Genomic DNA, 25,835 nt, shown 5'->3' with positions numbered 1-25,835 from the left:
CTGCTCCGCTCCTGGCGCCCGTGCCTGCCCGGCAAGGAAACGTCACTCAGCTTCCAGTCATTTTGTCTCGCCAAGATGTTCCGATGGCGCCGGTCAACTCTGTCGATGCCGCCGCGAAGGAAGAGTGTTTCTCCTGGAGTACCGAAGGCCGCATCGAACACCTCAAGTCACTGGCTGCGGAGGGCAAGAAGGCCAGAGAGATCGCCGAGATTATGGGCACGACCAAAAACTCGGTCATCTGCAAGTGCAATCGTCTCGGCATCGAGCTCAAGCACAAGAAGCCCTACATGGACAACCTGAAGGGCATCGCCAAAAAGACCAAGAACGGCAAGCCTCTCTCGGAAGAGGAAGTGGCGAAACGCACCGCCCGCCTTCAATTGCGTATCCAGAACGCAGAACAGCTCAACAACTCCCGCCCGGCCACTTCAGACGTAGCACAGTCGGGCATTCCGGCTGAGCTGCTCACGTTTCGGCCGCGCGCGAACCGTAGAGCTACCGTCCCAGTCGTAAATGCCGAAGTGGACCTCTCCTGGATCCAACTCGCCTACGACACCGGGTCAGCAGAGATTGCCAGCGTCCGCGATCTCATCGAGGTTCATGGCCTGTCGACCGAAGATACCGCTCAGGTCCTTCGCGTCGCCGCCGAAACGGTCCAGGAAATCTGCACAGTCAACCAGATCTCGGTGAGGGCTCCGACACCGTTCTCGCCCGCAATCCCCGTGGCCCGCGCTCCGCGGAAGAAGCAAGCCTCAGAGGAGGCAGCTCCAAAAGCGGCTCCCACCAAGAAGGAACGCGTGAAGGAAGCGGCACAGCAGGAAGAACTGCCTCCCTATCCCGGATCCCTCGACGTCTCCTTCATGGACGTCAAGGAACGCCATTGCCGGGAGATCATGGGCTCTGATGGCGGCCTCGCTGTGTTCTGCGGGCAGCACAAAAAGGATGGATCCTCATTCTGCGTGCATCACCATCGCATGAACTATGTCCCCTTCACGAAGCCGAAGCGTGTTGCAGCTAAGAAGCCGACACTGAGGCTCTTGCCCTGGGCTTCCACGCTCTAACGGAAACTCCAGACACATTCATCTGCTACTTTCGGGCCGATTCAGTTCGGCCCGAATTTGTTTGCCCATCTCAGGCAGAGCTCCATGATCAAGCGGCGTCAGCCTCGCCCTCGGCATCATCTTCGGCTGCCTTGACGTCACTGGCGGTCCGAGGTGACTTAGCTAGTTCCTGCTCAATGAGCTTCAGGGACTCCGCCTCAGTCATACCCTTAATGGATGCGAGCTCTCGGGCCATAAAATCGATACCAGTCTCGTAGATCCTGCGCTCGCTAAAAGACGCATCCTCCTGATTTGGCCCGCGGTAAAGATCGCGCACCACCTCTGCGATAGGGATCAACTTTCCGGTCGCGATCTTCTCCTGATATTCAGTCGCCCGGCGGTTCCACATGCCGCGCTTCGGCCGCGGGCGGCCGCCAAGCACTTCAATAGCTTGATCCACAGTTTCAGACCCCGACAGCTTCCTCATGGCCGCAGCTTTCCCCATCGGAACCCGCAGCGTAAGTTTCTCCTTGGCGAAGTACACAACGAACACCTGGAGTTTGAAGCCAGCCACTTCTTGATCTTCAATCGCAGTGATCTGGCCTACCCCATGCGCGGGATAAACAACGGTTTCACCGGTCGTAAAGCTGGGATTAGCACTCTTCTTGGCGGTCGACATTCGAACCCATTCTCCGTTGCGATCAACTCTCAATCGATCATCTGACCCAGCCCGCCTGGCATATCTTGGCAAAGCGGACGCAGATGGAGTTGATCCGCCTTTCCAGTCCGAGGCAGAGCCTAATGCAGGATCGGCAAAGGAACAGTAAAGTTCCTTGCCTCCGCTACGTCTGAGCGACGTCGGGCGGTGCCAGATTTGAACGCTGGCTCGCCCAATCGATAGGTTGAACGGGCCGGAAGCCATAAAGTTGCGGCCTCGCTTCCGGAATGGCGTTAGCTCGTCAGCCTGCCATGCTTTCATCAATGGGCGGGAGTGGCGCCGTAAGCGCATCCGTCTCGTGCGAGAGCTTCTCCACATCGTCTGCAAAATACAGGTTCACGTTCCGCTTCAGGAACCCGCCGTTCGAGAGGCTTGCGAACCAAACCAGACGATCCGACATGGCCTCCATGGCACGCTGAGCGTCGCCACCACACGCTTCAAGGTACGCCTGCATTACATCACGGCCGGCCCCTACCTGCATCAGTCAGCTCCTCGTTTCACTAGGCCGGAATCTTCCGGCCCTATGTTTCAAGCTGCATTATACCCGACTGATGACGATCCTGAGCAAGCGATGCGTCATACGGGCTCTATTCTCCAGTCCTTTCGAACCTTCCGAAACCGCATGATCTCAATCCCGGCCCGCCCCACAGCGCCGTTCACGTCGTCAGGCAAATCCTCGCCACTGGGAATGACAAGGAACTTCCGACAATTCTTATTATCGCCGGAATGGACAATCAGCTGGCCGATGGCCGTGTAGAGATGCTGCCGCGTCATCCCGGTTTTGACCTCGTATACCTGGCTCCGCTTTCCTTTGCGCTCGACGAGTAGGTCGATCAACCCAGTTCTAAAGACCTCTTCATCTGAACGAAGATCTGCCTCCAACATCTGGCGAAGCGCCTTAACGATGTCACCATGATAGGTGTCGTACTCGAGAACTCCCTGGGTACGCCCGCGCTTCGTGCCTGAGAACTCATCTCCATGGAGAGCTTGAAAGCGCCCGATCTTCTTCTTCAGCGCTTCGACCTCTTCGTTGGTGCCAGTCGCATAGCGCTTGAACTCTTTGACATCCTCGACAAATTTCGTGATTTCGGAGACGAGCCCCTTCTCGTCAATTTCAGTGACGACGATTCCAAAACGCTCTCCGCCGTCATTGTCGATCACAGCGACAGGCTTCCGATCACTCCAAGCCAGGTAAGCCAGCTTGCCGATGCCGGCTCGCCCTCCTCCCACTCTGCCAGTATGCATGAGGTAGATTCGGCCGGACCGGCTGTCCTTCGCAAAGAACCCTGCTGCCTTCTGACCATTCGACTTCATAGGGATGTTGATCACAACAACGATGTCCTGCGGCGCCTTCGTGCGATCAAGAATACCCAGCGTGTTTGCGTACCGTGGCACATGGGCATCGTCGTGTCGGCCTGGTACGTAATACAATGGGCTGTCAGGATGGTATCGGAGCGTTCTCTCGCGGTTTGCTCCCTTGTACCCCAAAGTGTACCTGCCCTTTTCCGGCAGTGCATCGAGAAGGATGCCCTCAAGCGTCTTCTGAATCCGCAACTTCTCCGAATAATCTTCGATCAGCATCAGCATTGCACTTCCCCCCAATCTATTCCGCTTGCATTCCCGCAACAAAAAAGGGCCGGCATGAACCGGCCCTCTTTTATAGGTTCCGTTCTTAAGCTTAGCCAGCGGCTGACCGCTGACGAATCTGGCCTAATCCCATACCCCTCGCTAGTTCCGATCGCCTTTTGGCATAGCCCGGCGCAACCATCGGGTAATCGGCCGGGAGGCTCCACTTCCTACGGTACTCATCTGGCGTCAGATTGTATTTCGTCTTCAGGTGCCGCTTGAGTGACTTGAACCGGCGGCCGTCCTCGAGGCACACGAGATAGTCCTCTTGCACCGACTTCTTGATTGATACAGCCGGGGTCGCTGCTGGGGTTTCAGGCACATCCGGACTCGCCAGCCTCTTGAGAGCCTTGTGGGTCTCATCGACAACTTTCGGGATCTGATCGAGGCTCACCGTATTATTGCTAAGGAACGCAGACGCAACGTTGGCGGTAAGCGTTACCAGCGTCTGTTCAAAGTTGGCATCGGACACGAATCTACCCTTTTAACGTAATCACTTGTGAAGAGCCCTCTTCAACACAAGCAGAGCCCCTGACCTCTATCCCTGTCAACGAACGAAGACAGTACAACTCTCGAAAAACACGATTGCTCTTGAGGCGTTCTGAAAAAGGGTCTATCTGCGGTCTACCTCCGGCATCCTGACTGCCGGGCGCACCGTGAGCGCCATCATTTTGGTTCGAGGCGGCACAGGCTTTTGGGCCGCCCCCCGAGGACTTCATCCCCATTATCCACAGGGGCGGCTTCTCCCCGCTGATTGACTCACAGCCTGTCCGCGTGTTCTCTTTTTGTTCTATTTTGTCGCAGCGAGTTCCAGGCATGACATTGAGCATGAGACCTTCCCTTTTGCCTTGTCGTCGCCTTAGCGGATCGGTGCTTTGAGCAGATTCAATGCAACCCCGGACCCAGAGCGCGATCGACGACCTACGACGCCAGATCGAGCGGCTGGAAGGCGGATCACGCCGACGGAAGCCCCTTCCCTTCGGAGTTTCCAGCTTCGACGGGCACCTTCCGGGCGGAGGCCTCCCGCTCGGAGCGCTGCACGAGGTGATCGAAGCGGGTCCAGCTAGCGAATTTGCCGGAACCGCCACCCTCTTCGTCGCGGGCATCGCAGCAAGACTCAAGGGTCCCATTCTGTGGTGCCTCACCCGCCGTGATCTATTCGCGCCTGGGCTCCACCAAGTCGGTCTACATCCTGATCGTGTCATCTATGCCGAAACATCCCACGACCGCGACATTCTCCCTCTTGTTGAGGAGGGTCTTCGAGAGAAGGGCCTCGGTGCCGTGGTCGGGGAAGTTACTCGCCTTGGCCTCACAGCCTCCCGCCGGTTGCAACTTGCCGCAGAGGGATCAGGAGTACCGGCTCTTGTGCTTCGGCGCTGGTGGACGGTTGCGGAAAAGGATCTGACGAACCTTCCGACCGCCGCCACAACGCGCTGGCGCATCGCGCCCGCATCTTCTGAAACCATGCCTGCCCCCGGGCTCGGACGAGAGCGATGGCAGGTCGATCTTGTGCGCTGTCGTGGGGCAGAACCCCACAGCTGGATTGTTGAGGCATGTGATGAGAAGGGTCGTCTCGCTCTACCTGCCGACCTGGCCGACAGATCGGATCAGGCGACGGCTCGGCGATCCGCCGCGCGATAAGCCCCTCGTCACCGTCGGCATGAATGGCGCGCGCCGGATTGTGGTGTCGGCCTGCCGAGCTGCCCAAGACCTCGGACTGCAGGCGGGAATGCCTCTAGCTCAGGCCCAGGCACTCATTCCAAATCTTCATGTGGTTGAAGCAACACCAGATGATGACGCGGCTGCGTTACGCGAGCTCGCCCGGTGGGCAATCCGCTATTCGCCCGTTGTTTCCCCTGATGACCCTAGTGGCATCTGGATCGACATTGCCGGCGTTGCTCATCTCTTCGGCAGCGAGGAAGCGCTACTTGCGGATCTGATAGGCCGTTTGAAAAAGACCGGTATCGCAGCGCGAGCGGCTGTCGCAGATGCGCCCGGCGCGGCTTGGGCCGTCGTCCGATATGGAAAAGCAGGCGTCGTTCCTCCTGGACGTATGGTCGATGCTGTCGCAACGCTCACAGTTGAAGCTTTACGGCTTCCTCCCGAAACACTGAGCGCTATGCATCGGCTCGGCATCGATCGTGTCGGCCAGCTTGCCGCCATGCCTCTAGCCCCAATGGTGCGACGGTTCGGCAAGGAAGCTGCATTGCGTCTGGACCAGGCACTGGGACACGCGTTTGAACCTCTCAATCCTCTCATACCAGAGGAAGCGGCTGTCTCCTCCGTCGCTTTCGCCGACCCGATTGGGCGCCTTGAGGATCTCAAGCAGGTAGTGCGCCATCTTGCAGAGCGTCTTTGTGCTGATCTCACCAAGCGAGGAGAAGGGGTTCGTCGCCTTGATCTCATCTTCCGCCGTGTCGATTCAAAGGGCGCATCCCTTCGTGTCGGCACGGCAAAGGCCTCGCGCGACCACGGGCACCTTGCAAAACTGTTCGACGAGCGTCTGGAAACTATTGATCCTGGCTTCGGCATCGAAGAAGTCGTGCTGATCGCGAGCCGAACAGAGCCCCTTTACGAGTATCAGACGGAAGCTCGTGGCATCGATGAGGAGCCTGCTGCGCCGGACATGAGCCAACTTGTCGACCGCCTGACTGCGCGGGTCGGATCGGGCCGCGTCTACCGCTTGGCGCCAGTCCAATCTATCGTCCCAGAACGGATGACGGCTAAAGTTCCTCCCCTGTCGCCTGCTACGGGTGTTGCTTGGCCTAAGAGCCTCCTGCGGCCTTCGCGCCTCATCGATCCGCCGGAGCCCGTCACCGTAACCGCGCTTTTGCCAGATCACCCGCCGGCTGCCTTTATCTGGCGCCATGTTCGCCACCGGGTCGCCAAGGCCGACGGTCCCGAACGGATCACGTCCGAGTGGTGGCTGGGTGATCAACCCAAGGCGATCCGCGACTACTATCGGGTTGAAACCGACAAAGGCGCTCGCTTCTGGATGTTCCGCGATGCCCCCGCTGCGGATGGGGGACACTGGTGGCTGCATGGACTGTTTGCATGACCTACGCAGAACTCCAGGTCACCACTCATTTCAGCTTCCTGCGCGGCGCATCGAGTCCGGCCGAGCTCTTCGAACAGGCGAAGCTTCTTGGTATCGAGGCTCTTGGAATCGTAGATCGCAACTCGCTGGCTGGAATCGTCCGTGCCTATGAGGCGGCGAAGGAAACCGGCGTTCGGCTGATCGTCGGGTGTCGCCTTGATCTCACCGATGGCACATCTCTTCTCGTCTACCCGACAGATAAGCCCGCTTACTCGCGACTTTGCCGGCTGCTCAGTGTCGGTAAAAGCCGGGGCGGCAAAGGCAAGTGTTTCCTCACGTGGGATGACGTCGTTACCTGGAATGACGGACTCATCGCAATTCTGCTCGGCGACGAAGACAATGACGAACTTCGGGCCAACCTGTCCCGGATGCGAGCCGTCTTCGCCGATCGCGCTTACATGTCTCTGATCCGGCGTTTCGCTCCAAATGAGCACCTGCGCCTCTACTATGTTGAACAGGCTGCTCAAGCGGCCAAGGTACCAACGATCGCTATGGGGGATGTCCTATATCACCATTCAGATCGAAGGCGCTTGCAGGATGTTGTCTCATGTATTCGACAGGGTTGCACGATTGACGAGGCCGGTTATCGGCTGGAGCGCCATGCTGACCGATATCTCAAAGATCCTGCCGAAATGGCGCGGCTTTTCGAGCGCCACCCCGAGGCGATCGCGCGCATTCAAGAGATCCTCGCACGATGCACCTTCTCTCTCGACGAGCTCCAGTATCAGTACCCGGCCGAAACAGGAAACGGTGAGACTGCCCAAGAAAAGCTCGAACGCCTGACTTGGGACGGCGCCCGCCGCCGCTATCCGGATGGGATCCCGGACGTGGTCGCCGCAACCTGCCGGCACGAGCTCAACCTCATTCAGGAACTGGGATATGCTCCATATTTCCTGACGGTCCATTCGATTGTTACGTTCGCTAGAGGGCGCGGCATCCTTTGTCAGGGTCGCGGATCAGCGGCCAACTCGGCCGTATGCTTTGTGCTTGGGATCACTTCGATCAATCCCACGGAACACGATCTGCTCTTTGAGCGCTTCGTCAGCCAGGAACGCAAGGAACCGCCTGACATTGACGTCGACTTCGAGCACGAGCGCCGGGAAGAGGTGATCCAATGGATCTATGACACCTACGGGCGCCACCGCGCTGCTCTCACCGCCGTCGTGACCTGTTACAGGGCGCGGGGCGCGGTGCGTGAGGTGGGTAAGGTGCTCGGTGTGCCGGAGGATGTCACAGCGAACCTCGCTGGACTAGTTTGGGGCTGGGGCGAGAACGGCATCTCTGAGAAGGACGCTGCGGATCTCAACCTAAATCTCGATGACACTCGCTTGCGGTTAACGCTAGAGCTTGCATCCGAACTGATTGGTGCTCCGCGCCATTTGTCCCAGCATCCCGGTGGCTTTGTTCTGACCCAGGAGCGATTGGACGATCTCGTGCCGATCGAACCAGCGGCAATGGAAAATCGCCAGGTGATCGAATGGGACAAGAACGACATCGACACCCTGAAGTTCATGAAGGTCGACGTGCTGGGGCTCGGCATGCTCGGCTGCATGCGCCGCGCCTTCGAACTGCTTCGCGAGCATAAGCGTGAGGAACGAAGCCTCGCCTCCGTCCCAATGGATGACGAACGGACCTATCGGATGATCCAGCGCGCCGACACCGTCGGTGTCTTCCAGATCGAAAGCCGGGCTCAGATGGCAATGCTCCCGAGGATCAGCCCGAAGAACTTTTATGATATCGTCATCCAGGTTGCGATCGTGCGGCCGGGCCCCATCCAGGGGGATATGGTCCACCCCTATCTGCGGCGCCGAGAGGGGCGTGAGAAGCCTGAGTATCCGCGGCCCGAGCTGAAACGGGTTTTGGAAAAGACCCTAGGCGTCCCGCTCTTCCAAGAGCAAGCCATGCGGGTGGCTATCGAGTGCGCTGGCTTTACACCCTCTGAGGCCGATCAACTCAGACGGGCGATGGCGACATTCAAGCTGACAGCTGGCGTCACGAAGTTCCGTGACAAGCTTGTTCAGGGAATGACCAGTCGCGGGTACGATCGCGACTTCGCAGAGCGTACGTTCAAACAGCTCGAAGGCTTTGGCTCGTACGGCTTCCCAGAGAGCCATGCCGCGAGTTTCGCCAAGATCGCTTACGCATCATCGTGGATGAAGTGTCATCACCCGGATGTGTTTTGCTGCGCAATCCTAAACTCGCAACCGATGGGCTTCTATGCGCCGGCGCAGTTGGTGCGGGACGCGAAAAACCATGGCGTCGAAATCAGACCCATCGACATTAATCATTCCCGCTGGGACTGTACCCTCGAGCCCACAAGAAACCCCCGTCGCTTTGCCGTCCGGCTCGGACTTCGCCTGGTAAGAGGTCTTGCCAATTCTGACGCCGCGATGATCCCGCTTGCTGGTCAAGAGAGACCCTTCACCTCCGTTGAGGACCTCTGGCGGCGCGCAGGTATTCCGGTCTCAGCCTTGGAGCGACTGGCGGATGCAGATGCCTTTGGCTCCATACACGTCAACCGTCGTGATGCGCTATGGACGATACGCGGCCTCGGCAATGAGGTACTTCCGCTTTTCGCAGCAGCTGACCGTCGAGCAGATCTGATCCAACCGGAGAGCATCGAGCCTGATGTTACGCTGATCCCCATGACGGAAGGGCGGGAGGTCGTTGAGGACTACCGCTCAAATGGACTGACCCTCCGTCAGCACCCCTTGGCTTTCCTGCGCCAGGAGTTGAACGAGCGCCGGATGATCACCTGTGCTGACCTCCGGCGAGTTCGCGATGGCCATCGGGTCACCGTGGCCGGACTGGTGCTAGTAAGACAGAAGCCAAGCTCGGCCAAAGGCGTGATGTTCATGACGGTTGAGGATGAAACCGATGTCGCCAATCTGGTCATCTGGTCATCGCTGTTCGACAGACAACGGCGCCTTATCCTATCCAGCGGAATGATCGCCTGTCGCGGACGCCTACAACGGGAAGGCGATATCATCCACCTTGTTGCGGAACACCTGATGGATCTCTCCGAACTTCTCCGAAGTGTCGGCGACCGCGATCAAGGCTTCCACCTTCGGCATGGTCGCGGCGATGAGGCTAAGATTGGCTCCCGCTCAGTTCTGCGCGAAGGGGCAAAGGAACCCCAAAATCCTTCTGTTGCGCTTCCAGAAGAACACCGCGCCGAACCTGAGATCCGAGTCGCAGTCAGAGATTTTCGGTAAAGGGCACCGCGTTACGTACCTCCACCGCGCCAACGGCCACGATGCAATATAAACACGACGAGCGAATGTTAGGCTACAGGGAGGGACATTGCGCCTCGTCTGCTTGTTCCGTTCTGGAAAAGCCGAATGCTCGTTGCCACATCGATTGCCACTACGCCGAATAGGCTAGAGTAGACCCGGCCCGGAGCTTCGAATGCGTGACTACGTCGATCAACTGAAGGAAAAGCGGATCTGTTCCGAATGTGTTGGAGAACCGTACCTCCAAGATCAGATTGAGGAGTCAGGGCAGGAGGCTGAATGCGATTATTGCAACCAGACCGGACGGACCTTCACGATTGAGGACATGGCGAGCCTCGTCGAGGTGGCTTTTCAGCAGCACTATGAGCGCACTGAGACCCAACCAGACGGCTTTGAATATGCCATGCAGCGGGAAGGTATTCGCGAGTGGGAGCGCGAAGGCGAAGAGACCATAGATGTGATTGGGGAGGCGGCCCAAATCGATGTGCAGCCGGCCACCGACGTCCAAGAGATTTTGGCGGACCGTTACGCTGAGCGTGATCCCGGCGCTCCGCGCGAAGTGGAATATGAGTTCGAGCGGGAAGCCCGTTACACACCCAAGAAACATGATGATGCGGAATGGCACACCAAGTGGCGCCAGTTCGAGCATGTTCTGAAGACACAAACCCGGTTTTTCAGCCAGGAAGCCGCAGACACTCTCAAAGAAATCTTCGGCTCACTTGATGGCTTGAAGACCCAAGCCGGCCGCTCCGTCATTATCGAGGTGGGGCCAGGCACGGAATTTACCGCCTTCTACCGTGCACGCACGTTCGAGTCCGATGATACCCTTCAGGAAGCCTTGGAAGCGCCGGAACGAAAACTTGGTCCTGCCCCCTCGTCCTTGAGCAAGGACGGACGAATGAACGCCAGGGGAATCTCCGTCTTCTATGGGTCCAGCGATCCGATCGTGGCACTCGCAGAAGTGCGGCCGCCAGTCGGTAGCAAGGTACTGGTCGGCCGTTTCGATGTCACAAGATCTTTGCGCCTCCTTGATCTCTCTGCGCTGCAGGAGGTTGAGGCCCATGGGAGCCTCTTCGATCCGGCCTATGTCACACAGATTAAGCGAGCGAAGTTCCTCGATCGCCTGAGCCGCCGTATCACTATCCCGGTCATGCCGAATGACGAGCCGTTCGAGTATCTCGCGACGCAGGCAATCGCCGACTATCTCGCGACCGAGGCAAGTCCTACGCTAGACGGGATCCTGTTCCCGTCTGTTCAAGCCGGGCGTGGGCAAAGCAACGTGGTGCTATTCTATAAGGCTGCTCGTGTGCAAGCGCAGGATCTGCCGGAAGGGTCAAGGATAACGGCTTCGGTCGCGTCCCAATGGGATGATGGGCTCGAGCCGCATTACTGGGTATCGGAGGAAGTGCCAGAAACGCCAAAGGCCAAGAAGGCAGATCAGTACGCCCATTTCTTCGGATGGGACGAACACAATCCTGTCACTCAAGACAACCGTGATCCGAGCCTCAAGCTCGATGTCCAGTCGTTGGTTGTCCACCATATCGCCGCAGTGGAATTCAGAACCACGCCTTATAGCGTGGACCGAAGCCGCATAGCCATGCTCACTGACGAGGAAAATCGGACGGGCGACGTCCCCGATTTCTGACGATTTTCATCAACAACTATGGCCAAAGTCACCTTGCGGAGATATCTGCCTCGGGGTATCCGGATATCTTCTTCTGGATATCCCTATGCCTTACCACATCTTCTGGATATCCCTATGCCTTACCACATCAAAGACCCTGAAGTTGACCGGCTCATCCGTGAGCTGTCCCGCCGCCGCAACAAGCCAATCATCGACGTCATCCGCGATGCCTGCCAAGAGGCCCTTGAGAGAGAGAAAAGCAAGCAACCCTTTCTGGAACGTGTAGAGCCAGTGCGGCGGAAAGTCCGTGCGCTTCTCGACAACGAAAGCAAGTCACCAGGAGAGGCCGCCTGATGTATCTCGACTCCACCGCCGTATTGGCCCTGCTGCTCGATCGGGCCGAAGCTCCCGAGCTCGCCAGACGCATCGAGGAGGCTAAATCCCCGCTGATCATTTCCCCGATGAGCCTTCTCGAGGCCGCCGTCGGTCTATCCAATGCCACCGGGGCCCCGATCTCCAAGACCCAGGAACTGGTCAACGAGTTCCTCACCCTAAGCAAGATCCAAGTCATTTCGATTACGCCCGAGATCGGCCGCCGTGCCGCCCAGGCCTATGAGAAGCATGGGAAGAAGGCGAGCGAGACGGGCAAACTCAATATGGGCGACGCCATGATTTATGCTTGCGCGAAGGCATATCGCGCTCCGCTGCTCTCCACGGGCGGGCGGTTCTCAGGATTAGATCTCAGCTAGACGCACCAGACGAAGACCCTCGGGCGTCAAACCTACCACCTAATGGGTAGGGCGATTTAGCGGAATGGACCTTAGCTCTTGCATAGCTTTAAGGAAATTGGGCTAAATCAAATCAGGGGTCAGCTTACCCGGCTAACAATCACCTCCCAGAGGCCGGAAGCAAGTACGTCATATGCCAGCGAAGAAGAACAAAATTGCGATCGTTGCCGACGACCATCAGGTCATGTGCGAAGCTCTTGCGGCCATTCTGACCAACCGTCTCGGGTTCGCCGATGCCATTACAGTCGGCTCATTCGACGAAGCCGTGGAACAGCTGGAAGCGACACCGCGCGTACAACTCGCTCTCTTCGACCTTCAGATGCCAGGCGTGAAGAACGCCGCCACGATCGGAGCGCTCACCAAAGCCTTTCCCAACACCAAGATCGCCATCGTGTCTGGCTCAAGCCACCCGACTGATATCGAAATGGCGCTCCAGGCTGGAATCCACGGCTACATCCCGAAGGGGTTGAGCTCCAGCGACATCGCTGGTGCAGTCACCAGCATCCTCGACGGCAGTATCTTCGTTCCACCTGGGATGGATGAGCTGAAATCATCGGAGGTAGGCGACAGCTCTCAGCCAAAATTCCGACCTACCCAGGGTCAGCCCCAGTTCACCCGTCGTCAGCTCGAAGTACTCGACCTCCTTGTGAAAGGTATGACCAACAAGGAGATCTCTCGAGAGCTTCAGATGGGCTTTGGCACAGTGAAAGTTCACGTTGCCGCCATCCTGCAGGGCCTGAACGTCACAAACCGCGCCAGCGCCCGGAAAGTCGGATCTCAATTCCTTCAGGCAAACATGGATTCTGGCCAGCCGAATTCGGCAGCTTAGGATCCATTTCCGTCCCATACGGCTAGGCTCGATATGCTCTTAGTGCATAACGCCTCTACATAGGGCCGACTGTTCATTTAAGTGTCTCACCCCCATATCAGTCCTGTCACAGACAATGGAAAAAACCTCGGTGGTCGAGGCAGTTAGCACCTGAAGGCATATTATGTTCGTAACCTACATTCTCTCCCAAATCCGCGCGTATATGCGTTACCGCGAGACGGTTCGTGAGCTGTCGCATCTCAGCGATCGTGAGCTCAACGACCTTGGCATCGTGCGGAACGACATTGACTACATCGCACGCAATTCTGCTGCTGCGGCCTAACCCGCTTCAGCTTCGTCAGAGATGTCGAGCCCGCCCTCCGGCGGGCTTCTGCATGTCTGGGCACCGGCAATCCCGGCACCGGCGCCGCTGGGCCTATCGCTGTTCGGACTTGGGCGGCGAACTCAGGAAGTCCTCAATCGAGAGCTGCGCCACATTGCGTGGTCTTGGCTTTGGGCGATGCGCTATCTCATTTGGTGGAGCCACACTCTTGCGCATGCTCACAGGAACGCTCTCGGCCCGCGCCTTTTCCATGCGTGCCTTGGCCCGGTCGCGCGACACGGCTTCCTCGGACTTTGGATTGTCCTGCAGCCATTTTCCGTGCTTGAGCACTTCGTTCACGCGGCCCTGGTTGACGCCCAGCTGAAACGCAATTTCCTGCTGGGTCATCTCAGTGGTTTGGTTGAGCTCGATGATCCGCCTCGCCAACTCGGGCGTCATCTTCTTGCCGGCGATCCGCCGCCCGACTCTGACCGTCCGATTGGCGCGATCGCGCTCCTTGAGCTTCTCCAGGATGGCGAGGGCCATGTTCATGCCCTGCTCCCGCAATGCGGTCTCAAACTCCTTGAGAGTGGTCAAACGGTATACTCCTCGAAAGCCGGATCCAACGCGCGCACGCTGGGTTTGGGTTCCTGTGAAGACTTCACCAAGAGCGGACGCGCCGCCCAGTTCTGACGTCCATATCGGAGGACCAGGGACAGAATAGGATCACGGAATCTCTATTTTCAAGCCGCACAAGAATCTTCGTTGTTGATTTGTTCCAACCGGGTTCCTTACTCTTCGCAGCACCACAGGACCCGGACCACGACAGAGGAGGTTCATATGGCAACAGCATCCGACAGTGTCGCCCTGGGATCCCCGGCCGGTGATTTCCGACTCCGCGGGACTGATGGGCGGATCTATTCCTTCGATGATGTTGCAGGCGAACGGGGAACCGTCATCGTGTTCATCTGCAATCATTGCCCCTATGTGAAAGCTGTCATCAATCGCGCGGTTCAGGACGCGCTGGCTTTACAGAACGAGGGAGTTGGGTTCGCGGCGATCTGCTCGAACGATGCCACCGCCTATCCGGAAGACTCATTCGACAACATGAAGGCTTTCGCCACGAGCCACGGACTGCCTTTCCCCTATCTGCATGACGAGGATCAATCGGTCGCCCTTACCTATGGAGCGGTCTGTACGCCGGACTTCTTCGGATACGACCGAGAGGGAAGGCTCAGGTACCACGGGCGCCTGGACGAGGGCCGCACGAACCAGCCCTCCCCGACCGCCCCGCGGGAACTCCTCGAGGCCCTGCGAGCGGTGGCAGCAACGGGCATCGCCCCAGCCGGGCAGAAACCCTCGATGGGCTGCTCGATCAAATGGAAGCCAGGGCTTTGACAACTGACCGAGGGGACGAAATCTGATGCTTGGTCGCCGCCCATGAGGGCTATGCAAGGAGACAATCCATGGCCGTGAGGCGCATTGTTGCAAACCTGGCTGTCGACCGGACCGATGCCGCAAAGACCTTCTATGGCGACGTGCTCGGGATGAATATCGCTATGGACCTCGGGTGGATCATGACCTTTGCGGCTGATGGCAGCATGACGCCACAGATCAGCGTGATGACCGAGGGCGGGTCCGGAACGCCTGTTCCCGACCTCTCCATTGAGGTAGACGATCTGTCTGACATTTATAAAAAGATGCAGGCCGCAGGGTTCACGATTGAATATGGCCCCGCGACTGAGCCCTGGGGCGTAACCCGCTTCTATGTCCGTGATCCATTCGGTCGCCTGGTCAACATCCTGGCACATCGCTGACAAACGCAGTCAGGGCACCAAGCGTCAGATCTTAACCACTAGCGTTGCGCCCCTGCTCTGAGGCCGTTGTCTGAGACCTGCTGCCGGGCCCGAAGGAAGGCATCGCGGTTCTTCTTGAAAACGGCAGCCCGCTCCAACGTCTTCAGGATCTTCTTCTGGTTCGGAACCGTCTGCTGGGCATAGCGCGCGCAGAGCCGCCCGACCGGAAGCTCGATGGCGAGCTCCGGAAGATTGTTGGCGATGGCCGACCGGATGGCTTCGACCTGAGCACCATCGGCAGGGATCTGCCCGTCGTCACTCAGAACGACCATCAGATCCTTGACGACATCAGCCATAGCCCGGGTGAGCTCGCGCCCCGGCTTTGCACTCGCAATCTCGATGTACTCGAGACGTGTCAGGGTGATCGCGATGGAATTCTGCCGGGAGATCTTGCCGGCATCGCACAAGTCCTCCAGCGCCAGTCTGAAGCTGCGCTCGCGCACGCGGGCCGCATCGTCGTGGCGGGTAAACCCGGCCTTCTGGCGGATCCACGCTTCGGTCGGACCTTTCGGCCCGACGGCAACGATGCTGGCATTCATCAGCCCTTCGGCCAGGCGGGGCTTCAGGGCCTCTTCCTTGTCCGGATCCTCAATGACGAAGAAGCCAACATTTGTGCTGGCAACCACGCTCCGGATTTCCGGCAGGACGCTCGGATCGTACGTCGTGATCGAGAACGGAGCCGCCTTGCGGTCGAACCCCGTGGGCGCGATCTCCGCAAGGCGCTGGCGCAGCCGGCAATAGGCGGCCAGGAGATCACGGCGCTGGGGTGTGATCTGGTTGGGCCGATCCAGAATGACCGACCGCAGCTTGGGCTGCAGGCTGTGGGCCCCTGTCGCTCTCTCGATCAGACGGGTCGCCCCCATGGCGAGCAGCGTCACCAGCAGCGCGGCCCGATCTTTCAGCAGATCGATCCCGCACGCGATCTGGGTCGCACTCCTCGCCTCTTCGAAGGGTACGAGCCAGGGCTGGGCCTGAGGCTTCTCCTTTTGCAGGCTAGCAAGGAAGCGCCGCTGCTTATCGCTCGGAGAACTCTGCTCATACTCTCCATCGTAGCGGATGCCGACAAACGCCGCGTACTTGCGAGCAACGTCGAGGGTCGAGCACAGGAACGCCTGCTGCGCCCCTGTCTTCTCATCGTGGGTTGCCACTAACCAGCGCGGGAGATCTTGTACGGCCTCTGCGCTATAGATCCCCGACTGATAGAGATCGCAGAACAGGGCCAAGCGGCTGGAGAACTTCTTGCTCTCGGAGTCATACCGGCGCATCCCGGCGGCCATCATGCCAGACGCGAACGGCTTCGGCAGCGGCAGGGTATCTTCCTCGCCCCAGGACATTGAGGGGTCAAGAGGATCCTCGTACTGCTCCCGATCGGATTCACCGAGACGCAGCCGGATCTGGCGCTGGCGCTCCTCGATCTGGTCTCGAAGGGACGGATCCTTGTCGAACCAGGCCTCAAACTGCTCCCGGATTGGCGCAGCCAGACCACGCACCTGACGGCGGCACCGCTCAGGATCATTGCGGCGCATTGCATCGATGTCATTGAAGATCCGCAGGATCGAGTTGCCGACGTCGACGAAGACCTGGTGCGTCTTCCGAGTGGCCTTGTGCGAGCGCTCGCCGCGGCCGCTGATCTGTTTGACGGGACCGATCGATCGTTCCTGACACGCCAGGATATTGAGATCCGTCTGGGGAACATCGGTCCCGATGCCGAGGGCATTCACGTTGACGAGGATATCGAACTCGCCCGCCCGGGCCTCATTCAGAAGATCGTCACGTTTGATCTTCCGGCCGGGTTCCTCGCCGAGTTTAAGACCAGTCTCCCGTCCGTCGCGCCAGACGCGGATCTCACCAGCAACCACAAAGGCGACGCGCGGACGCTCACCGGCGCGCGGGTGCTCCTCAGGCAGACGCTGAACCGCCAGAGCTCCTGAGAGCGCTTTGGCGAACTCCACGCTGTCGCAATGGACCATCGCCAGAACGGCATTGCCCGCCCGCTTGGCCCAGATCCCTACGAGAGCCGCAACGATTAGTTCGGCAATCGCGCTGTCGCCCTCGCTCGCATCCGGCTTGAAGAAGCGGGAGAACGCCTGCTGCGAGGCCTGATCCACTGACTTGTTCTCGGCCAACAGGGCTAGAAAGGCCGTTTCGATCAGCCGGACGGCGTCGGCGCCGAGGTGGCGCTCGAACTCTCCGGTCGCAATGTCGAACCGGGTCCGCACCGTCCGGCCCGTCGCCAGGACCTCATCATAGGTGGCGACATCGATCAGATCGTGCTCGATGCTGGCACCAAAGGGATCCAGCGGGTCCTGACCGTCCGTTCTGAACGGAGTGGCCGTGAGCACGATGCCTGAGCCGCCGGCACGGGCAATCCGCTGGAGAATCTTCGAGAGCTGTTCGGCGGCCGCCTTGTGGCCTTCGTCGATAAGCGCAACGCCCCCTCGCTGGCCGAACTCGTCGAGGCCGCGCAGGAAGTCCTCGTCATCCAGCTTGTTCACCAGCGACATGTTCGTCGCCATGATCACGTCGGCATCGAGAGTGTTGCGGAGCATCGACCCGTCCCCGATGACCTCTGTCTTGGCAACGAAGAACGCCAAGCGTGCCTCCCGCAGGGACGGGATGGCCTGCAGCTGTGCGTAGTTCTGCCGAAGCAGGCTGACATCCGGGTGCAGGATCAAAATGGGCTTGCCGAGACTGAACGCATCCTCGGCCGCAGCGGCTGCCTTCAGACTCTTACCACTTCCCGTGGGCGCTAGAACCGCACCCGAGCGACCGCGCTGGATTGCCTCGCGCAGCGAGAACATGATCCTGGCCTGGTAAGGCTCGGCCTGCTTGTCGCCGACAACACGGCAAAGATGGAGGACAGATGCCTCATCAGAAGCATCGGCGAGTTTGGTTAGAGGCCGCATCGTTCAGAGATCAGAAGAGGGTTGAAGGGAATATTCGAAACACGAGAGCCCCATCACGGACAGTAGAATCTTCCGATTCAGGTGGCTCACAACATCATAGAACATTTTGAGAACATGAGCACCGTGAAGAGAGCCTTAACGCGATCAGCTTCGGCACTCTCAGCGGAGACGATCGCATCGGATCGCTACTATTCGGCAAAGTGCTTCCCCAATGCCCGCATCGGATTTCGCAGAAGGCCGTTCTAGGCCGTGCGTGGAACGGAGTTGCTACTCATAGAGCCTGTGATATTGCTGCTAAAAACCAAGGCGACAACATGCAGATCGAGGTTCTTGAGGAAACCAACCCTCCCGGGGCAGACGACGTGACGGAAGGCCTGCGCGCTCACATGATTGAGCAAACTGGCGACTTAGCGCGTGTTCCCCTGACCCTGCTCATACGCGATGAGGATCACCAGGTACGCGGGGGCATTCGGGGAACCGTTGTCCTCTGCTGGTTGCAAGTGGACCACTTCTGGGTGGATGAGTCCTTGCGTGGGCAGGGCTACGGCTCCCGCCTGCTCAGGTTGGCTGAGGATGCTGCTCAGAAGCACGGCGCAATTGGCGCGCAACTGACGACGTCAACGTTTCAGGCGATTGGGTTCTACCAGAAGCAAGGCTATGCCGAGATTGGCCGCTTGAAGGATCGTCCCCCCGGTCACGACCGCGTCTGGATGGCCAAACGATGGGCCTGAATTTCCGATAACGCATCTATGGAGCGATATCGTGTCAGTACGGCGAACCAGAAGGAGCCAGCCGCAATGAAGTGCCTGCGCATCTATGCCACCCCGGATGGCGAGTCGCATTTTGACGAAGTCGAGTTGCCGACGACGAAGAGGCAAGTGCACCCTGATGCCGTGCCGTTTGACGTTACCGGAAACTATCCGGCGTCCCGCGTCCGCATTACCCATATTCCAGCGGGTATGCGCGAGGTTGCTTGGCATACGGTCCCAGAGCCGGTGCTGACGATCAGGCTCGATGGTTCAGTTGAATACGAGACGAGCGACGGAGAGGTGCGCCACGTTCCGGCGGGCAGCTTCGTGTTGGTGGAGGACACCCACGGCAAGGGCCATCTGTCACGTCATTCGCCAGATGCGCAAACTGTCATCTGGGTTTCACTGCCGAACGGCCTCGAATTACCTCCCGTATAGTCCGTTCCGGGCCGCGCCAAGCTCCAATCGACCTCACCCGACTGGATCAGCGGCCTCAGCCAAGTGCATGGGGACTGGCTTGTGGAGCACGAAATTTTCGTGTTTTTCGTTCTCCAAGTGGAAGATGATCGAGCCATTTCGCTGAAAATGATGCTTGTCATAGAAGCTTATGGCGCGGGCATTCTCGTGATTTACAGAGAGCCAAACGCTGTTGATCCCGTGCTTGCTGCAAAAATCGAAGGTGTATTCTAGCAACTTGCTTCCGATCCCTCGTCCAATGAAGTGCTCTTGGACGTAAAGCGTCGCAATTTCGACATGGGAGCTCGGATCAGTCGGGCATGGCGCGTCCAAGAGCAGCCTCAGATATCCGACGAGATGAGCATCTTGCTCGTAGACCATGAAGACCTGGTTCTCGTCTCTCAGGCGCTCCGCAATCTTCTCCGGGGTATATTCGGCCAGTACGTAGTCGGAAAGCGCGCTGCGCAGCCCAGTCTTGGCGTAGGTATGGAGCCAAACCTGGATGGATAGAGCTGCGAGATTGCTTGCATCAATGGCTGTGGCTACACGGATCATCAGGTTCCTTCCCTACCTAAGATAGGGATATCCGCCCAACCCTGTCGTCGCAATGCAAGCGACGGAACGGGCCAAGGCTTTTTCTCGAAACGGGCATTGTAGGATGAGTTCACCAGAAGGCTCCTTTGTTGTCTCCGACCTTCGGGAGCGCCCTGAGTTTACCGAAGCAGTCGCTGATCGTGTTTGGCGAGCTTGGTGGCAGGGGAAGGGATATCCGCTCGACTATATTGAAGGCCGCGTTGCGGAGAGCCTGGACGGTGCAGCGGTGCCCTGTGCTGTGGTGGCTCACGAGGATGGCCTGTTCTTGGGAACGGCGTCTGTGATCCCCTCGGATCTTGATGAGCGACCCGAATACTCGCCCTGGGTGGCCGCAGTTTGGGTCGATCCTGAGCACCGACGCCGAGGTATTGGGGCCGCCCTAGTCCGGAAGGCAGCGCAGGGTGCATTCGAGAGTGGGGCCGATCTTGTTTATCTCTGCGCCTTACCAGAAAAGCGCGCCTTCTATGAGCGCTTGGGATGGCAACGCCTCGAAGAGAACGTCGGGAGGAATGCGCTAACCGTGCTGACGCTCGCGCGCAGCTAATTTCGCGAAACGGGAGCTTATAGAGCGCACGGGCATCATTTCGCGCCGAAGAGATCACCCCGGCTTGATGATGCCCGGACGCATTATTTGCGCTCAGGCTGGCTTTCCTTCGGCTGCACGATGATGGTACCAGCGTTCGGGTGGCGATTGTCCACCTGCTCTCTCCGCTGGGCACCATCACCTTTCATCCGTCCATCGAATAGGAACGGCTGTGTTCCATTCGTGCTCGTAGCAGCCGGAGCCTGCGATGGACTGGACGGAGCCTCTTGAGCAGTGGCGGTGGTTGCGGCCAATGCCAGTGCAAACGCGACTACCAATCTCGACATGATGGGCTTCTCCTCTTCCTGCGCGGATCAGCGCGGCGGCATCACTTAGTTTCAGTCACCGCCGCGGAGCAACTGGGCACCAGGATGATGGCTGCTTGATGGGGCCGCGGAGGCACAACAAACACGTCAAAACTCCTGCTGCACGCGAATGGCCTCTGGGATGGCTCACCTGTGTCTGAGGCGAGTTGACCACCTTGTAGATCAGGTGCCGGCGGGCTGCCCGTTCACATGGTCTTTCAGATTGGGCGATGGAGTGAAGGTGACGACCCGGCGGGGCTCAATCGGAACCTCTTCACCCGTCTTGGGATTGCGGCCTGTCCGCTCGCCTTTCTCTCGGACCACGAAATTCCCGAAGCCGGAGAGCTTCACGTTCTCTCCTCGCTCGAGTGTATCGCAGATCTCGGTGAGTACCTGCTCGGCTAGAGCGATCGCCTCATGCTTGGGCAGCCCGACGGCATAGGCTACGGCTTGCGCCAGGTCAGCACGGGTGACGTTCTTGCTGGTCATCCAGAATCCCATAGTCCGAAGGTGCCCTCGCAGAGGGCGTGGTCTACAGGGGATATTTCTCCTCAAGCTTGTGCACAAGAGCTTTCAGGTGATCGGGCACGTCGTCCGCAAGGACATTGTCGTACAGGCTCCTCAAGGAATGCCCGATGACGAAGACCACCTGCTCCTGAGAAAAGTTCAAGCTGCTGGGGATCTCACGCGACCAATCCCGAGTGTTATTCTGCTGCATGACATCATCCTCATGGCTATGCCCTGCATTGCCCCTGATTAACATATGTGAAGAGGCAACTCGCGCTGACGTCGTCGGTTGCAGCGCAAACATGCGAAAGCCAGTCGCTTCTTTCTTTCCAGTTACGCTGAAACCATTGTGCTTTCCCCAGCTTGATCCTTCGACGGCTACTCACCTGGATTGCGTAAGTACGCCATCACACACAGGATTTGCCGACTGCTTTCGTGGGTTCTGAAACAGCAGCCAGATCCAGATTGTCCGTGAGCCCCGCACCCGCCTCGGCTCTGACATAAGGAGGCTAAGATAGTGCAACCCCCAGGGCTGAAGCGCGCCTCCCCACCTTCGATTGAGTGCTGAGACGTACTCCAGCTCACCGATCTGGACTATTCCACCGGCGATGCCGGATCATCAAAACAGATGGTGACTTCGTGTCACTCAGGGCCCTTCCCTCGCTGGAATGGGCCCTGTCCCTTCTCCAGCGGCGGATGGGAGCACAGGGACGATTGATCCGGTCCTGTCGCATTATCCCCTGCCTACCTGCGCACAGCCCACGGTATGGCGCGAGACAGTCAGCTTAAGGACGATCTCCTCAATCCCCCGCCGCGAAGTGAAGTTTAGCGCTGTTCTGGCTCTTGAAGGGAGACCCCAGCGGGCACCTTCAGTTCTCCCTCATCTCCATCCAGGTCGATAAAGCGGCTGTCCCTTGGGACAACGAGCCCGTCCCCGATCGGGGGCAGTTTCACCAAGCTTCTGCACGTCACTGCAAACTTACCGCCAGCGTCAGTTCCGGTGCCGGTGAGCCGCGCAGCCGGCTGACCAGATCCTGAGAGGCTACCTTCGATCTGAATGCTCTGATCCGGAAATGCCCATGTGAAATGTTGGCCTGTCTGTTCCCATCTCCCAGGCCACTCGCCCGGATTCGTCTGGGAAGCATCGAAGATGTAGGGGCTTACCTCGTCCTTCTCCAGCTCGCCGCCTCCGACCCCTCCTCCTGGATAGAACGTGATCACGAACTGAGACTGATCGGTAGAGCGGGTGCATTGCCAGAGGGAGCCTGCAAGGCTCATGCCGTCGGCAACAGCGGCGGGGGCCGCCAGGACAATCCCGATTACCGCGAGCAGAAGTTTTCGCACAGTGCTGTCTCCGGTGACGGGTCAGCACCGTAGCGCGCGGGTCCTTACCAAACTTTTCAGGAGGCCGAGTTGCCGCGGTCGGGGTTACTGCTGCTGGATTCGAGAAAACACACGAGGGCAAAGACGCTGATGACCGCCATCAGCTCAGCCCCGCTCTGGAGCCAGGATGGCGAGATCTCCCGCAGCGGGCCTACCGCCGCGAGGGAGAGCAGAAAAGCAACGACCGTACCCCACATCAACATGCGCAACCGTCCCTTTGAACGGGACACAGTCATAGATTGACGAAGATGAACCGACAATGACAACACCGCGTCAAGATTAAGGAAATTGTCACACGATGCCCCAGGCGCGATAGCGGGTGCGGCCGGTGAGCTCCCGCGGAAGCGCGCCTCCCAGCTGCGCTAGCATGAGGTCGACAGCCTTTGGGGTCACCTTCAGCAGTTTGGCCGCGAGCGGCCCCGTCACCAGCGGCCGCGACAGGAACAGCTCCACCAGTCCCGGCAGCTTCGAGTTGCTGCGGCACTCCTTGGTCACCCGGTTCATCAGCTCACGGGCCAGGATCAGGCGATCCAGATCCTTGTTGGCGATGGCCAGCGCCTCCTCGAGCACTTGGCAGAAGCCCTCCAACTTTTCCCGGGCCCCTTCCCGGCCCTGCGGCCGGAACTTCGACTGCTTGAACCCCGCCGCGAGCGGCAGCAGATGGTGCGTCAGGCCACGAGCCCGGAGAACGGACGCAGCCATCGTCAGGCCGAGCCAGGGATGGCGGGTGTAGAGGTTGAGATCGAGCCAGGCATTCCACGCCACGGCCGCCGCCGCGACTGCCGGCCAATGGCTTGTGCGCTTGATCAGATCCAGCCACAGATCTTCGTTTTCGGCTTCATCCTGATCCGGATCGTAGACCAGGTGCGAGCGGCTCTTGCGCAGCGGGGTTTCGCCGGCGAGCACCTTGCTGGTGCGATCGAGCAGGGCATCGATCTCGGCAAAGTGGGCCTTCCACGGGTCGGCATCGTTGGCATGCAGCGGGTAGGCCTCGTCATCGTCCGGATTGGGCCGCTTTACCTTGGACGGCCGCGACGCCTCGTCCGCGACACCTCCGATGCCCCTCAGGGCGGATAAGCCGTCGATCGACAGCGGCCACGGGGCCTTGCGCGCCATCGCGGTGCGCCGGGACTTCAGCGCCGCGGCGGCCCGGGTGAGTTCATGGGTGGGGTGGCGCACATCCATGCCGGCGTCGTGCAGCACCAGATCGCCGACATCGACCAAGTGACCATCAAGGATCAGGGCGCGCACGGCTTCGGTCATGTCGCAGCGGGACTGCCAGCCGGCGGCGAGGCCGGAGGCTTCCAGGCGCGCGTCGAAGCGCAGAACGGCAATCGTGATCTGTTCGAGCCGACCGGCGATGCTCTCCCACGGCAGGTCCGGCAGGGCGAGCGCGGCGCGCTCGATGTGCTCCTCGTCCCAATCCCGATGCACGGCCACCCCCCTTGTTCTAAGCTCTTGTACCAGCCACGCTTTGCGCCAGCAAGGGAACCAAATCGGGGATTAGCTTCGCTGCGGTATGAGCCCCTTGCAGCTTGGCCTTTGGTATCGATAATTACCCCTTATCGGCATCTTGATCAAGAAGGCCAACGAAAGCCTCGCATTCCCTGAGCGAACTGCCAAAACCTTAATTTTTAAGGCACTTTCGCCCGTCTTAGTAATCCCCCTGCCCTCCTCGTCGCGCCATCCAAATGCCCTCAGCAACGTTCCCAAACGGCCAGTTGCGGCTATCTGCAGACATTGTACAAAGGGCTAGATTTGGAGGCAAAACGGCTATGACGATACCCATGGAGTTCCAGCACGTGTCAGAGGACTTCGAAGCCTTCTTGCGCGATGCTCGGGACATCTCCGGCCTGTCCACGCGCAACCAGACCTACACGATGGTGCAAGCGGTCCTGCTCACCTTCCGGCGCCGGCTCTCCGTTATCGAGGCGATCCGCTTCGCTAACATCCTGCCGCCGGTTCTGAGAGCGCTTTTCGTAGCCGACTGGGACTCAGAGGAGCCGCAAAGGGAATTCAGGGATCGAGCAGATTTGACCCTTGAGGTTCTAAGCCTCCGCCGTGACCACAACTTCTCGCCAGAAACTGCCATACGGGATGTCGCAACCGCCCTACGTCGCCACGTCGATGAGACGGCTCTAGACGATCTCCTGAGGTGCATGCCTCCGTGTGCGGCTCAATTCTGGGCTGTGGTCTAGCATTCCCGAATATTCCATCACCTTATCAAAGGCCACTTGCAGCCGTGCCCCCCTCCCCTCTCAAAGCCAACCTGGTCGGATACGCCCGCGTCTCAACGGAGGACCAAGCCACCGATCCTCAGACTGACGAGCTCCGCGCTGCCGGCTGCCTTGTAATCCATCAGGAGTTCGCCTCCGGCGCCTCGCGGAGCCGTCCGGTCCTGGCAAGCCTTCTCCGCAACATTCAGCCCGGAGAGACACTGGTCGTGGTCCGTCTTGATCGACTAGCACGATCGGTGAAGCACCTCCTCGAGGTCATCGAGCAGCTGGAGGCCCGCAGCGCGCATTTCCGGTCTCTCGGCGACCCGATCGATACCACAACCCCACAGGGCATGTTCTCCCTCCAGGTGCTGGGGGCTGTTGCCCAATTGGAGCGGTCCCTGATCGCCGAGCGCACCAAGGCAGGCATCAAGGCCGCGGCCCGGCGCGGCAAGCTGCCGGGCAATCCCGGCTTGAGGGCGCGAGATCCGATTGCAATTCGCAAGGCGGCGGCCGGCTGGTCTCACGCTCATCTCGAAGTAGTTCTGGAAACGCTCGACACTTGGTTGCCCACTGTCCGTCGACTGCGCCCTCAACACACCTGGGATGACGTAGCACGAGTCCTCAATGCCTCAGGCCAATCATGGACAGCGGAACGACTCCGCCGGACCACCAGACGTCTCGTGAAGGAGGGCCTGGCCGAAAAGGCGCTCTTAACGAAGTCCCCTCCCCGGCTGCTGAGTGAACGCCTTCTGACCCTCGTCGCTGGCATTGCCATAGCGGCGCCTGAGCTCACCCTACGTGACATCGCAGCCCAGTTGGAAAGGATGCGAGAGCGGGCTCCTCGTGGAGGCAGCAGATGGTCCGCTTCATCTGTGAAATCGCTCCTCGATCGAGCCAACAAGCTCGGATTAACTACCAGTAGCGAGGTCTCAAGCTAGGCTTATATTCAAGCTCTCACCAATCTGCATCTGACTCGTCGAAGCCTGACAGTTCGGCCGCGAGGTCCTGGAGCGCCCGATCCAAT

General features: G+C 59.2%; 29 protein-coding genes. 16 read left to right on the top strand and 13 right to left on the bottom strand.

Going from position 1 to position 25,835, the window contains the following annotated elements:
* The first annotated feature begins 83 nt into the window (after positions 1-83).
* The gene (locus FS320_RS00915) at positions 84-1,058 is read left to right on the top strand and encodes a GcrA family cell cycle regulator (RefSeq protein ID WP_162002734.1); all 975 of its coding nucleotides are present in this window, start codon (positions 84-86) and stop codon (positions 1,056-1,058) included.
* 88 nt (positions 1,059-1,146) lie between these two features.
* Here the strand turns inward: FS320_RS00915 and FS320_RS00910 are convergent, their stop codons facing one another.
* From FS320_RS00910 to FS320_RS00895, 4 genes are all read right to left on the bottom strand, one after another.
* On the bottom strand, positions 1,147-1,716 hold the full coding sequence (locus FS320_RS00910; protein WP_152708711.1) for a CarD family transcriptional regulator: 570 nt from the start codon (positions 1,714-1,716) through the stop codon (positions 1,147-1,149).
* A 280-nt stretch (positions 1,717-1,996) separates the two neighbouring features.
* Positions 1,997-2,236 (bottom strand): hypothetical protein, encoded by a 240-nt coding sequence (locus FS320_RS00905; protein ID WP_152708710.1) that lies wholly within the window; start codon positions 2,234-2,236, stop codon positions 1,997-1,999.
* A 95-nt stretch (positions 2,237-2,331) separates the two neighbouring features.
* Complete coding sequence (locus tag FS320_RS00900; protein WP_162002733.1) at positions 2,332-3,336, bottom strand: hypothetical protein; 1,005 nt, start codon at positions 3,334-3,336, stop codon at positions 2,332-2,334.
* Between the two features lie 97 nt (positions 3,337-3,433).
* The gene (locus tag FS320_RS00895) at positions 3,434-3,853 is read right to left on the bottom strand and encodes a MucR family transcriptional regulator (protein WP_162002732.1); all 420 of its coding nucleotides are present in this window, start codon (positions 3,851-3,853) and stop codon (positions 3,434-3,436) included.
* A gap of 416 nt (positions 3,854-4,269) precedes the next feature.
* Between FS320_RS00895 and FS320_RS00890 the strand changes: the two genes are divergently transcribed.
* From FS320_RS00890 to FS320_RS00855, 8 genes are all read left to right on the top strand, one after another.
* Positions 4,270-5,022 (top strand): ImuA family protein, encoded by a 753-nt coding sequence (locus tag FS320_RS00890; RefSeq protein ID WP_152708708.1) that lies wholly within the window; start codon positions 4,270-4,272, stop codon positions 5,020-5,022.
* Entirely contained in the window at positions 4,940-6,439 is a 1,500-nt protein-coding gene (locus tag FS320_RS00885) for a DUF6504 family protein (protein WP_152708707.1), read from the top strand. The genes FS320_RS00890 and FS320_RS00885 overlap by 83 nt, the downstream gene beginning before the upstream one ends.
* Positions 6,436-9,693: an error-prone DNA polymerase gene (locus tag FS320_RS00880; RefSeq protein WP_152708706.1), complete on the top strand. Its 3,258-nt coding sequence runs from the start codon at positions 6,436-6,438 to the stop codon at positions 9,691-9,693. Before FS320_RS00885 ends, FS320_RS00880 begins: the two co-directional genes overlap by 4 nt.
* A gap of 193 nt (positions 9,694-9,886) precedes the next feature.
* A complete protein-coding gene (locus tag FS320_RS00875; RefSeq protein ID WP_152708705.1) occupies positions 9,887-11,356 on the top strand; it encodes an RES family NAD+ phosphorylase in 1,470 nt (489 codons plus the stop codon).
* A gap of 114 nt (positions 11,357-11,470) precedes the next feature.
* On the top strand, positions 11,471-11,689 hold the full coding sequence (locus FS320_RS00870; RefSeq protein WP_162002731.1) for a type II toxin-antitoxin system VapB family antitoxin: 219 nt from the start codon (positions 11,471-11,473) through the stop codon (positions 11,687-11,689).
* Positions 11,689-12,084 carry a type II toxin-antitoxin system VapC family toxin gene (locus FS320_RS00865; protein ID WP_152708703.1) on the top strand — a complete coding sequence of 132 codons (396 nt, stop codon included), beginning with the start codon at positions 11,689-11,691 and terminating at the stop codon, positions 12,082-12,084. Before FS320_RS00870 ends, FS320_RS00865 begins: the two co-directional genes overlap by 1 nt.
* A gap of 172 nt (positions 12,085-12,256) precedes the next feature.
* Positions 12,257-12,952, top strand: coding sequence for a response regulator transcription factor (locus tag FS320_RS00860; RefSeq protein ID WP_152708702.1), 696 nt, complete (start codon positions 12,257-12,259; stop codon positions 12,950-12,952).
* A 163-nt stretch (positions 12,953-13,115) separates the two neighbouring features.
* Positions 13,116-13,274 carry a DUF1127 domain-containing protein gene (locus FS320_RS00855; protein WP_152708701.1) on the top strand — a complete coding sequence of 53 codons (159 nt, stop codon included), beginning with the start codon at positions 13,116-13,118 and terminating at the stop codon, positions 13,272-13,274.
* Positions 13,275-13,367: 93 nt separating this feature from the next.
* Here the strand turns inward: FS320_RS00855 and FS320_RS00850 are convergent, their stop codons facing one another.
* Positions 13,368-13,850, bottom strand: a complete 483-nt coding sequence (locus FS320_RS00850) for an RNA polymerase subunit sigma-70 (RefSeq protein ID WP_152708700.1) — start codon at positions 13,848-13,850, stop codon at positions 13,368-13,370.
* A 243-nt stretch (positions 13,851-14,093) separates the two neighbouring features.
* Here FS320_RS00850 and FS320_RS00845 point away from each other — a divergent pair, with 243 nt between their 5' ends.
* Both FS320_RS00845 and FS320_RS00840 read left to right on the top strand, forming a co-directional pair.
* Positions 14,094-14,651, top strand: a complete 558-nt coding sequence (locus FS320_RS00845; protein WP_152708699.1) for a thioredoxin family protein — start codon at positions 14,094-14,096, stop codon at positions 14,649-14,651.
* Between the two features lie 68 nt (positions 14,652-14,719).
* Positions 14,720-15,070, top strand: coding sequence for a VOC family protein (locus FS320_RS00840; protein WP_152708698.1), 351 nt, complete (start codon positions 14,720-14,722; stop codon positions 15,068-15,070).
* 38 nt (positions 15,071-15,108) lie between these two features.
* On the opposite strand, the gene FS320_RS00835 is transcribed toward FS320_RS00840, so the two are convergent.
* Positions 15,109-18,015 (bottom strand): DEAD/DEAH box helicase, encoded by a 2,907-nt coding sequence (locus FS320_RS00835; RefSeq protein WP_152708697.1) that lies wholly within the window; start codon positions 18,013-18,015, stop codon positions 15,109-15,111.
* Positions 18,016-18,329: 314 nt separating this feature from the next.
* Between FS320_RS00835 and FS320_RS00830 the strand changes: the two genes are divergently transcribed.
* Both FS320_RS00830 and FS320_RS00825 read left to right on the top strand, forming a co-directional pair.
* A complete protein-coding gene (locus FS320_RS00830; RefSeq protein WP_152708696.1) occupies positions 18,330-18,746 on the top strand; it encodes a GNAT family N-acetyltransferase in 417 nt (138 codons plus the stop codon).
* A gap of 66 nt (positions 18,747-18,812) precedes the next feature.
* On the top strand, positions 18,813-19,202 hold the full coding sequence (locus tag FS320_RS00825) for a cupin domain-containing protein (protein WP_152708695.1): 390 nt from the start codon (positions 18,813-18,815) through the stop codon (positions 19,200-19,202).
* 33 nt (positions 19,203-19,235) lie between these two features.
* Here the strand turns inward: FS320_RS00825 and FS320_RS00820 are convergent, their stop codons facing one another.
* Positions 19,236-19,775 carry a GNAT family N-acetyltransferase gene (locus FS320_RS00820; protein WP_152708694.1) on the bottom strand — a complete coding sequence of 180 codons (540 nt, stop codon included), beginning with the start codon at positions 19,773-19,775 and terminating at the stop codon, positions 19,236-19,238.
* A 103-nt stretch (positions 19,776-19,878) separates the two neighbouring features.
* Between FS320_RS00820 and FS320_RS00815 the strand changes: the two genes are divergently transcribed.
* The gene (locus FS320_RS00815; protein ID WP_152708693.1) at positions 19,879-20,358 is read left to right on the top strand and encodes a GNAT family N-acetyltransferase; all 480 of its coding nucleotides are present in this window, start codon (positions 19,879-19,881) and stop codon (positions 20,356-20,358) included.
* Between the two features lie 83 nt (positions 20,359-20,441).
* On the opposite strand, the gene FS320_RS00810 is transcribed toward FS320_RS00815, so the two are convergent.
* From FS320_RS00810 to FS320_RS00785, 6 genes are all read right to left on the bottom strand, one after another.
* Positions 20,442-20,684, bottom strand: a complete 243-nt coding sequence (locus FS320_RS00810) for a hypothetical protein (protein WP_152708692.1) — start codon at positions 20,682-20,684, stop codon at positions 20,442-20,444.
* A 201-nt stretch (positions 20,685-20,885) separates the two neighbouring features.
* Positions 20,886-21,191 (bottom strand): integration host factor subunit alpha, encoded by a 306-nt coding sequence (locus tag FS320_RS00805; RefSeq protein WP_152708691.1) that lies wholly within the window; start codon positions 21,189-21,191, stop codon positions 20,886-20,888.
* 43 nt (positions 21,192-21,234) lie between these two features.
* On the bottom strand, positions 21,235-21,420 hold the full coding sequence (locus FS320_RS00800; RefSeq protein WP_152708690.1) for a NepR family anti-sigma factor: 186 nt from the start codon (positions 21,418-21,420) through the stop codon (positions 21,235-21,237).
* Positions 21,421-22,034: 614 nt separating this feature from the next.
* Positions 22,035-22,553 (bottom strand): hypothetical protein, encoded by a 519-nt coding sequence (locus FS320_RS00795; protein WP_162002730.1) that lies wholly within the window; start codon positions 22,551-22,553, stop codon positions 22,035-22,037.
* Between the two features lie 56 nt (positions 22,554-22,609).
* Complete coding sequence (locus FS320_RS00790; RefSeq protein WP_152708689.1) at positions 22,610-22,795, bottom strand: hypothetical protein; 186 nt, start codon at positions 22,793-22,795, stop codon at positions 22,610-22,612.
* A gap of 88 nt (positions 22,796-22,883) precedes the next feature.
* The gene (locus tag FS320_RS00785; RefSeq protein WP_338105263.1) at positions 22,884-24,026 is read right to left on the bottom strand and encodes an RHE_PE00001 family protein; all 1,143 of its coding nucleotides are present in this window, start codon (positions 24,024-24,026) and stop codon (positions 22,884-22,886) included.
* A gap of 341 nt (positions 24,027-24,367) precedes the next feature.
* Here FS320_RS00785 and FS320_RS00780 point away from each other — a divergent pair, with 341 nt between their 5' ends.
* Entirely contained in the window at positions 24,368-24,790 is a 423-nt protein-coding gene (locus FS320_RS00780) for a DUF2267 domain-containing protein (RefSeq protein WP_152708688.1), read from the top strand.
* Positions 24,791-24,834: 44 nt separating this feature from the next.
* Complete coding sequence (locus tag FS320_RS00775; RefSeq protein WP_162002729.1) at positions 24,835-25,749, top strand: recombinase family protein; 915 nt, start codon at positions 24,835-24,837, stop codon at positions 25,747-25,749.
* Positions 25,750-25,835: the final 86 nt, after the last annotated feature.

Source organism: Microvirga tunisiensis, from assembly GCF_009296175.1.
GTDB lineage: Bacteria > Pseudomonadota > Alphaproteobacteria > Rhizobiales > Beijerinckiaceae > Microvirga > Microvirga tunisiensis.
The sequence above is the reverse complement of the archived record's forward strand: the minus strand, read 5'-3'. Positions and strand labels throughout refer to the sequence as shown.

Bases quoted from the DNA above. Each gene is read 5' to 3' on its own strand.
- FS320_RS00885 (WP_152708707.1), top strand. From the start codon at position 4,940: ATGAGAAGGGTCGTCTCGCTCTACCTGCCGACCTGGCCGACAGATCGG.
- FS320_RS00860 (WP_152708702.1), top strand. From the start codon at position 12,257: ATGCCAGCGAAGAAGAACAAAATTGCGATCGTTGCCGACGACCATCAG.
- FS320_RS00845 (WP_152708699.1), top strand. From the start codon at position 14,094: ATGGCAACAGCATCCGACAGTGTCGCCCTGGGATCCCCGGCCGGTGAT.
- FS320_RS00835 (WP_152708697.1), bottom strand. From the start codon at position 18,015: ATGCGGCCTCTAACCAAACTCGCCGATGCTTCTGATGAGGCATCTGTC.
- FS320_RS00810 (WP_152708692.1), bottom strand. From the start codon at position 20,684: ATGTCGAGATTGGTAGTCGCGTTTGCACTGGCATTGGCCGCAACCACC.
- FS320_RS00870 (WP_162002731.1), top strand. From the start codon at position 11,471: ATGCCTTACCACATCAAAGACCCTGAAGTTGACCGGCTCATCCGTGAG.
- FS320_RS00790 (WP_152708689.1), bottom strand. From the start codon at position 22,795: ATGTTGATGTGGGGTACGGTCGTTGCTTTTCTGCTCTCCCTCGCGGCG.
- FS320_RS00840 (WP_152708698.1), top strand. From the start codon at position 14,720: ATGGCCGTGAGGCGCATTGTTGCAAACCTGGCTGTCGACCGGACCGAT.
- FS320_RS00815 (WP_152708693.1), top strand. From the start codon at position 19,879: ATGAGTTCACCAGAAGGCTCCTTTGTTGTCTCCGACCTTCGGGAGCGC.
- FS320_RS00800 (WP_152708690.1), bottom strand. From the start codon at position 21,420: ATGCAGCAGAATAACACTCGGGATTGGTCGCGTGAGATCCCCAGCAGC.
- FS320_RS00855 (WP_152708701.1), top strand. From the start codon at position 13,116: ATGTTCGTAACCTACATTCTCTCCCAAATCCGCGCGTATATGCGTTAC.
- FS320_RS00780 (WP_152708688.1), top strand. From the start codon at position 24,368: ATGACGATACCCATGGAGTTCCAGCACGTGTCAGAGGACTTCGAAGCC.
- FS320_RS00910 (WP_152708711.1), bottom strand. From the start codon at position 1,716: ATGTCGACCGCCAAGAAGAGTGCTAATCCCAGCTTTACGACCGGTGAA.
- FS320_RS00805 (WP_152708691.1), bottom strand. From the start codon at position 21,191: ATGACCAGCAAGAACGTCACCCGTGCTGACCTGGCGCAAGCCGTAGCC.
- FS320_RS00825 (WP_152708695.1), top strand. From the start codon at position 18,813: ATGAAGTGCCTGCGCATCTATGCCACCCCGGATGGCGAGTCGCATTTT.
- FS320_RS00880 (WP_152708706.1), top strand. From the start codon at position 6,436: ATGACCTACGCAGAACTCCAGGTCACCACTCATTTCAGCTTCCTGCGC.
- FS320_RS00875 (WP_152708705.1), top strand. From the start codon at position 9,887: ATGCGTGACTACGTCGATCAACTGAAGGAAAAGCGGATCTGTTCCGAA.
- FS320_RS00820 (WP_152708694.1), bottom strand. From the start codon at position 19,775: ATGATCCGTGTAGCCACAGCCATTGATGCAAGCAATCTCGCAGCTCTA.
- FS320_RS00890 (WP_152708708.1), top strand. From the start codon at position 4,270: ATGCAACCCCGGACCCAGAGCGCGATCGACGACCTACGACGCCAGATC.
- FS320_RS00915 (WP_162002734.1), top strand. From the start codon at position 84: ATGGCGCCGGTCAACTCTGTCGATGCCGCCGCGAAGGAAGAGTGTTTC.
- FS320_RS00830 (WP_152708696.1), top strand. From the start codon at position 18,330: ATGCAGATCGAGGTTCTTGAGGAAACCAACCCTCCCGGGGCAGACGAC.
- FS320_RS00865 (WP_152708703.1), top strand. From the start codon at position 11,689: ATGTATCTCGACTCCACCGCCGTATTGGCCCTGCTGCTCGATCGGGCC.
- FS320_RS00900 (WP_162002733.1), bottom strand. From the start codon at position 3,336: ATGCTGATCGAAGATTATTCGGAGAAGTTGCGGATTCAGAAGACGCTT.
- FS320_RS00905 (WP_152708710.1), bottom strand. From the start codon at position 2,236: ATGCAGGTAGGGGCCGGCCGTGATGTAATGCAGGCGTACCTTGAAGCG.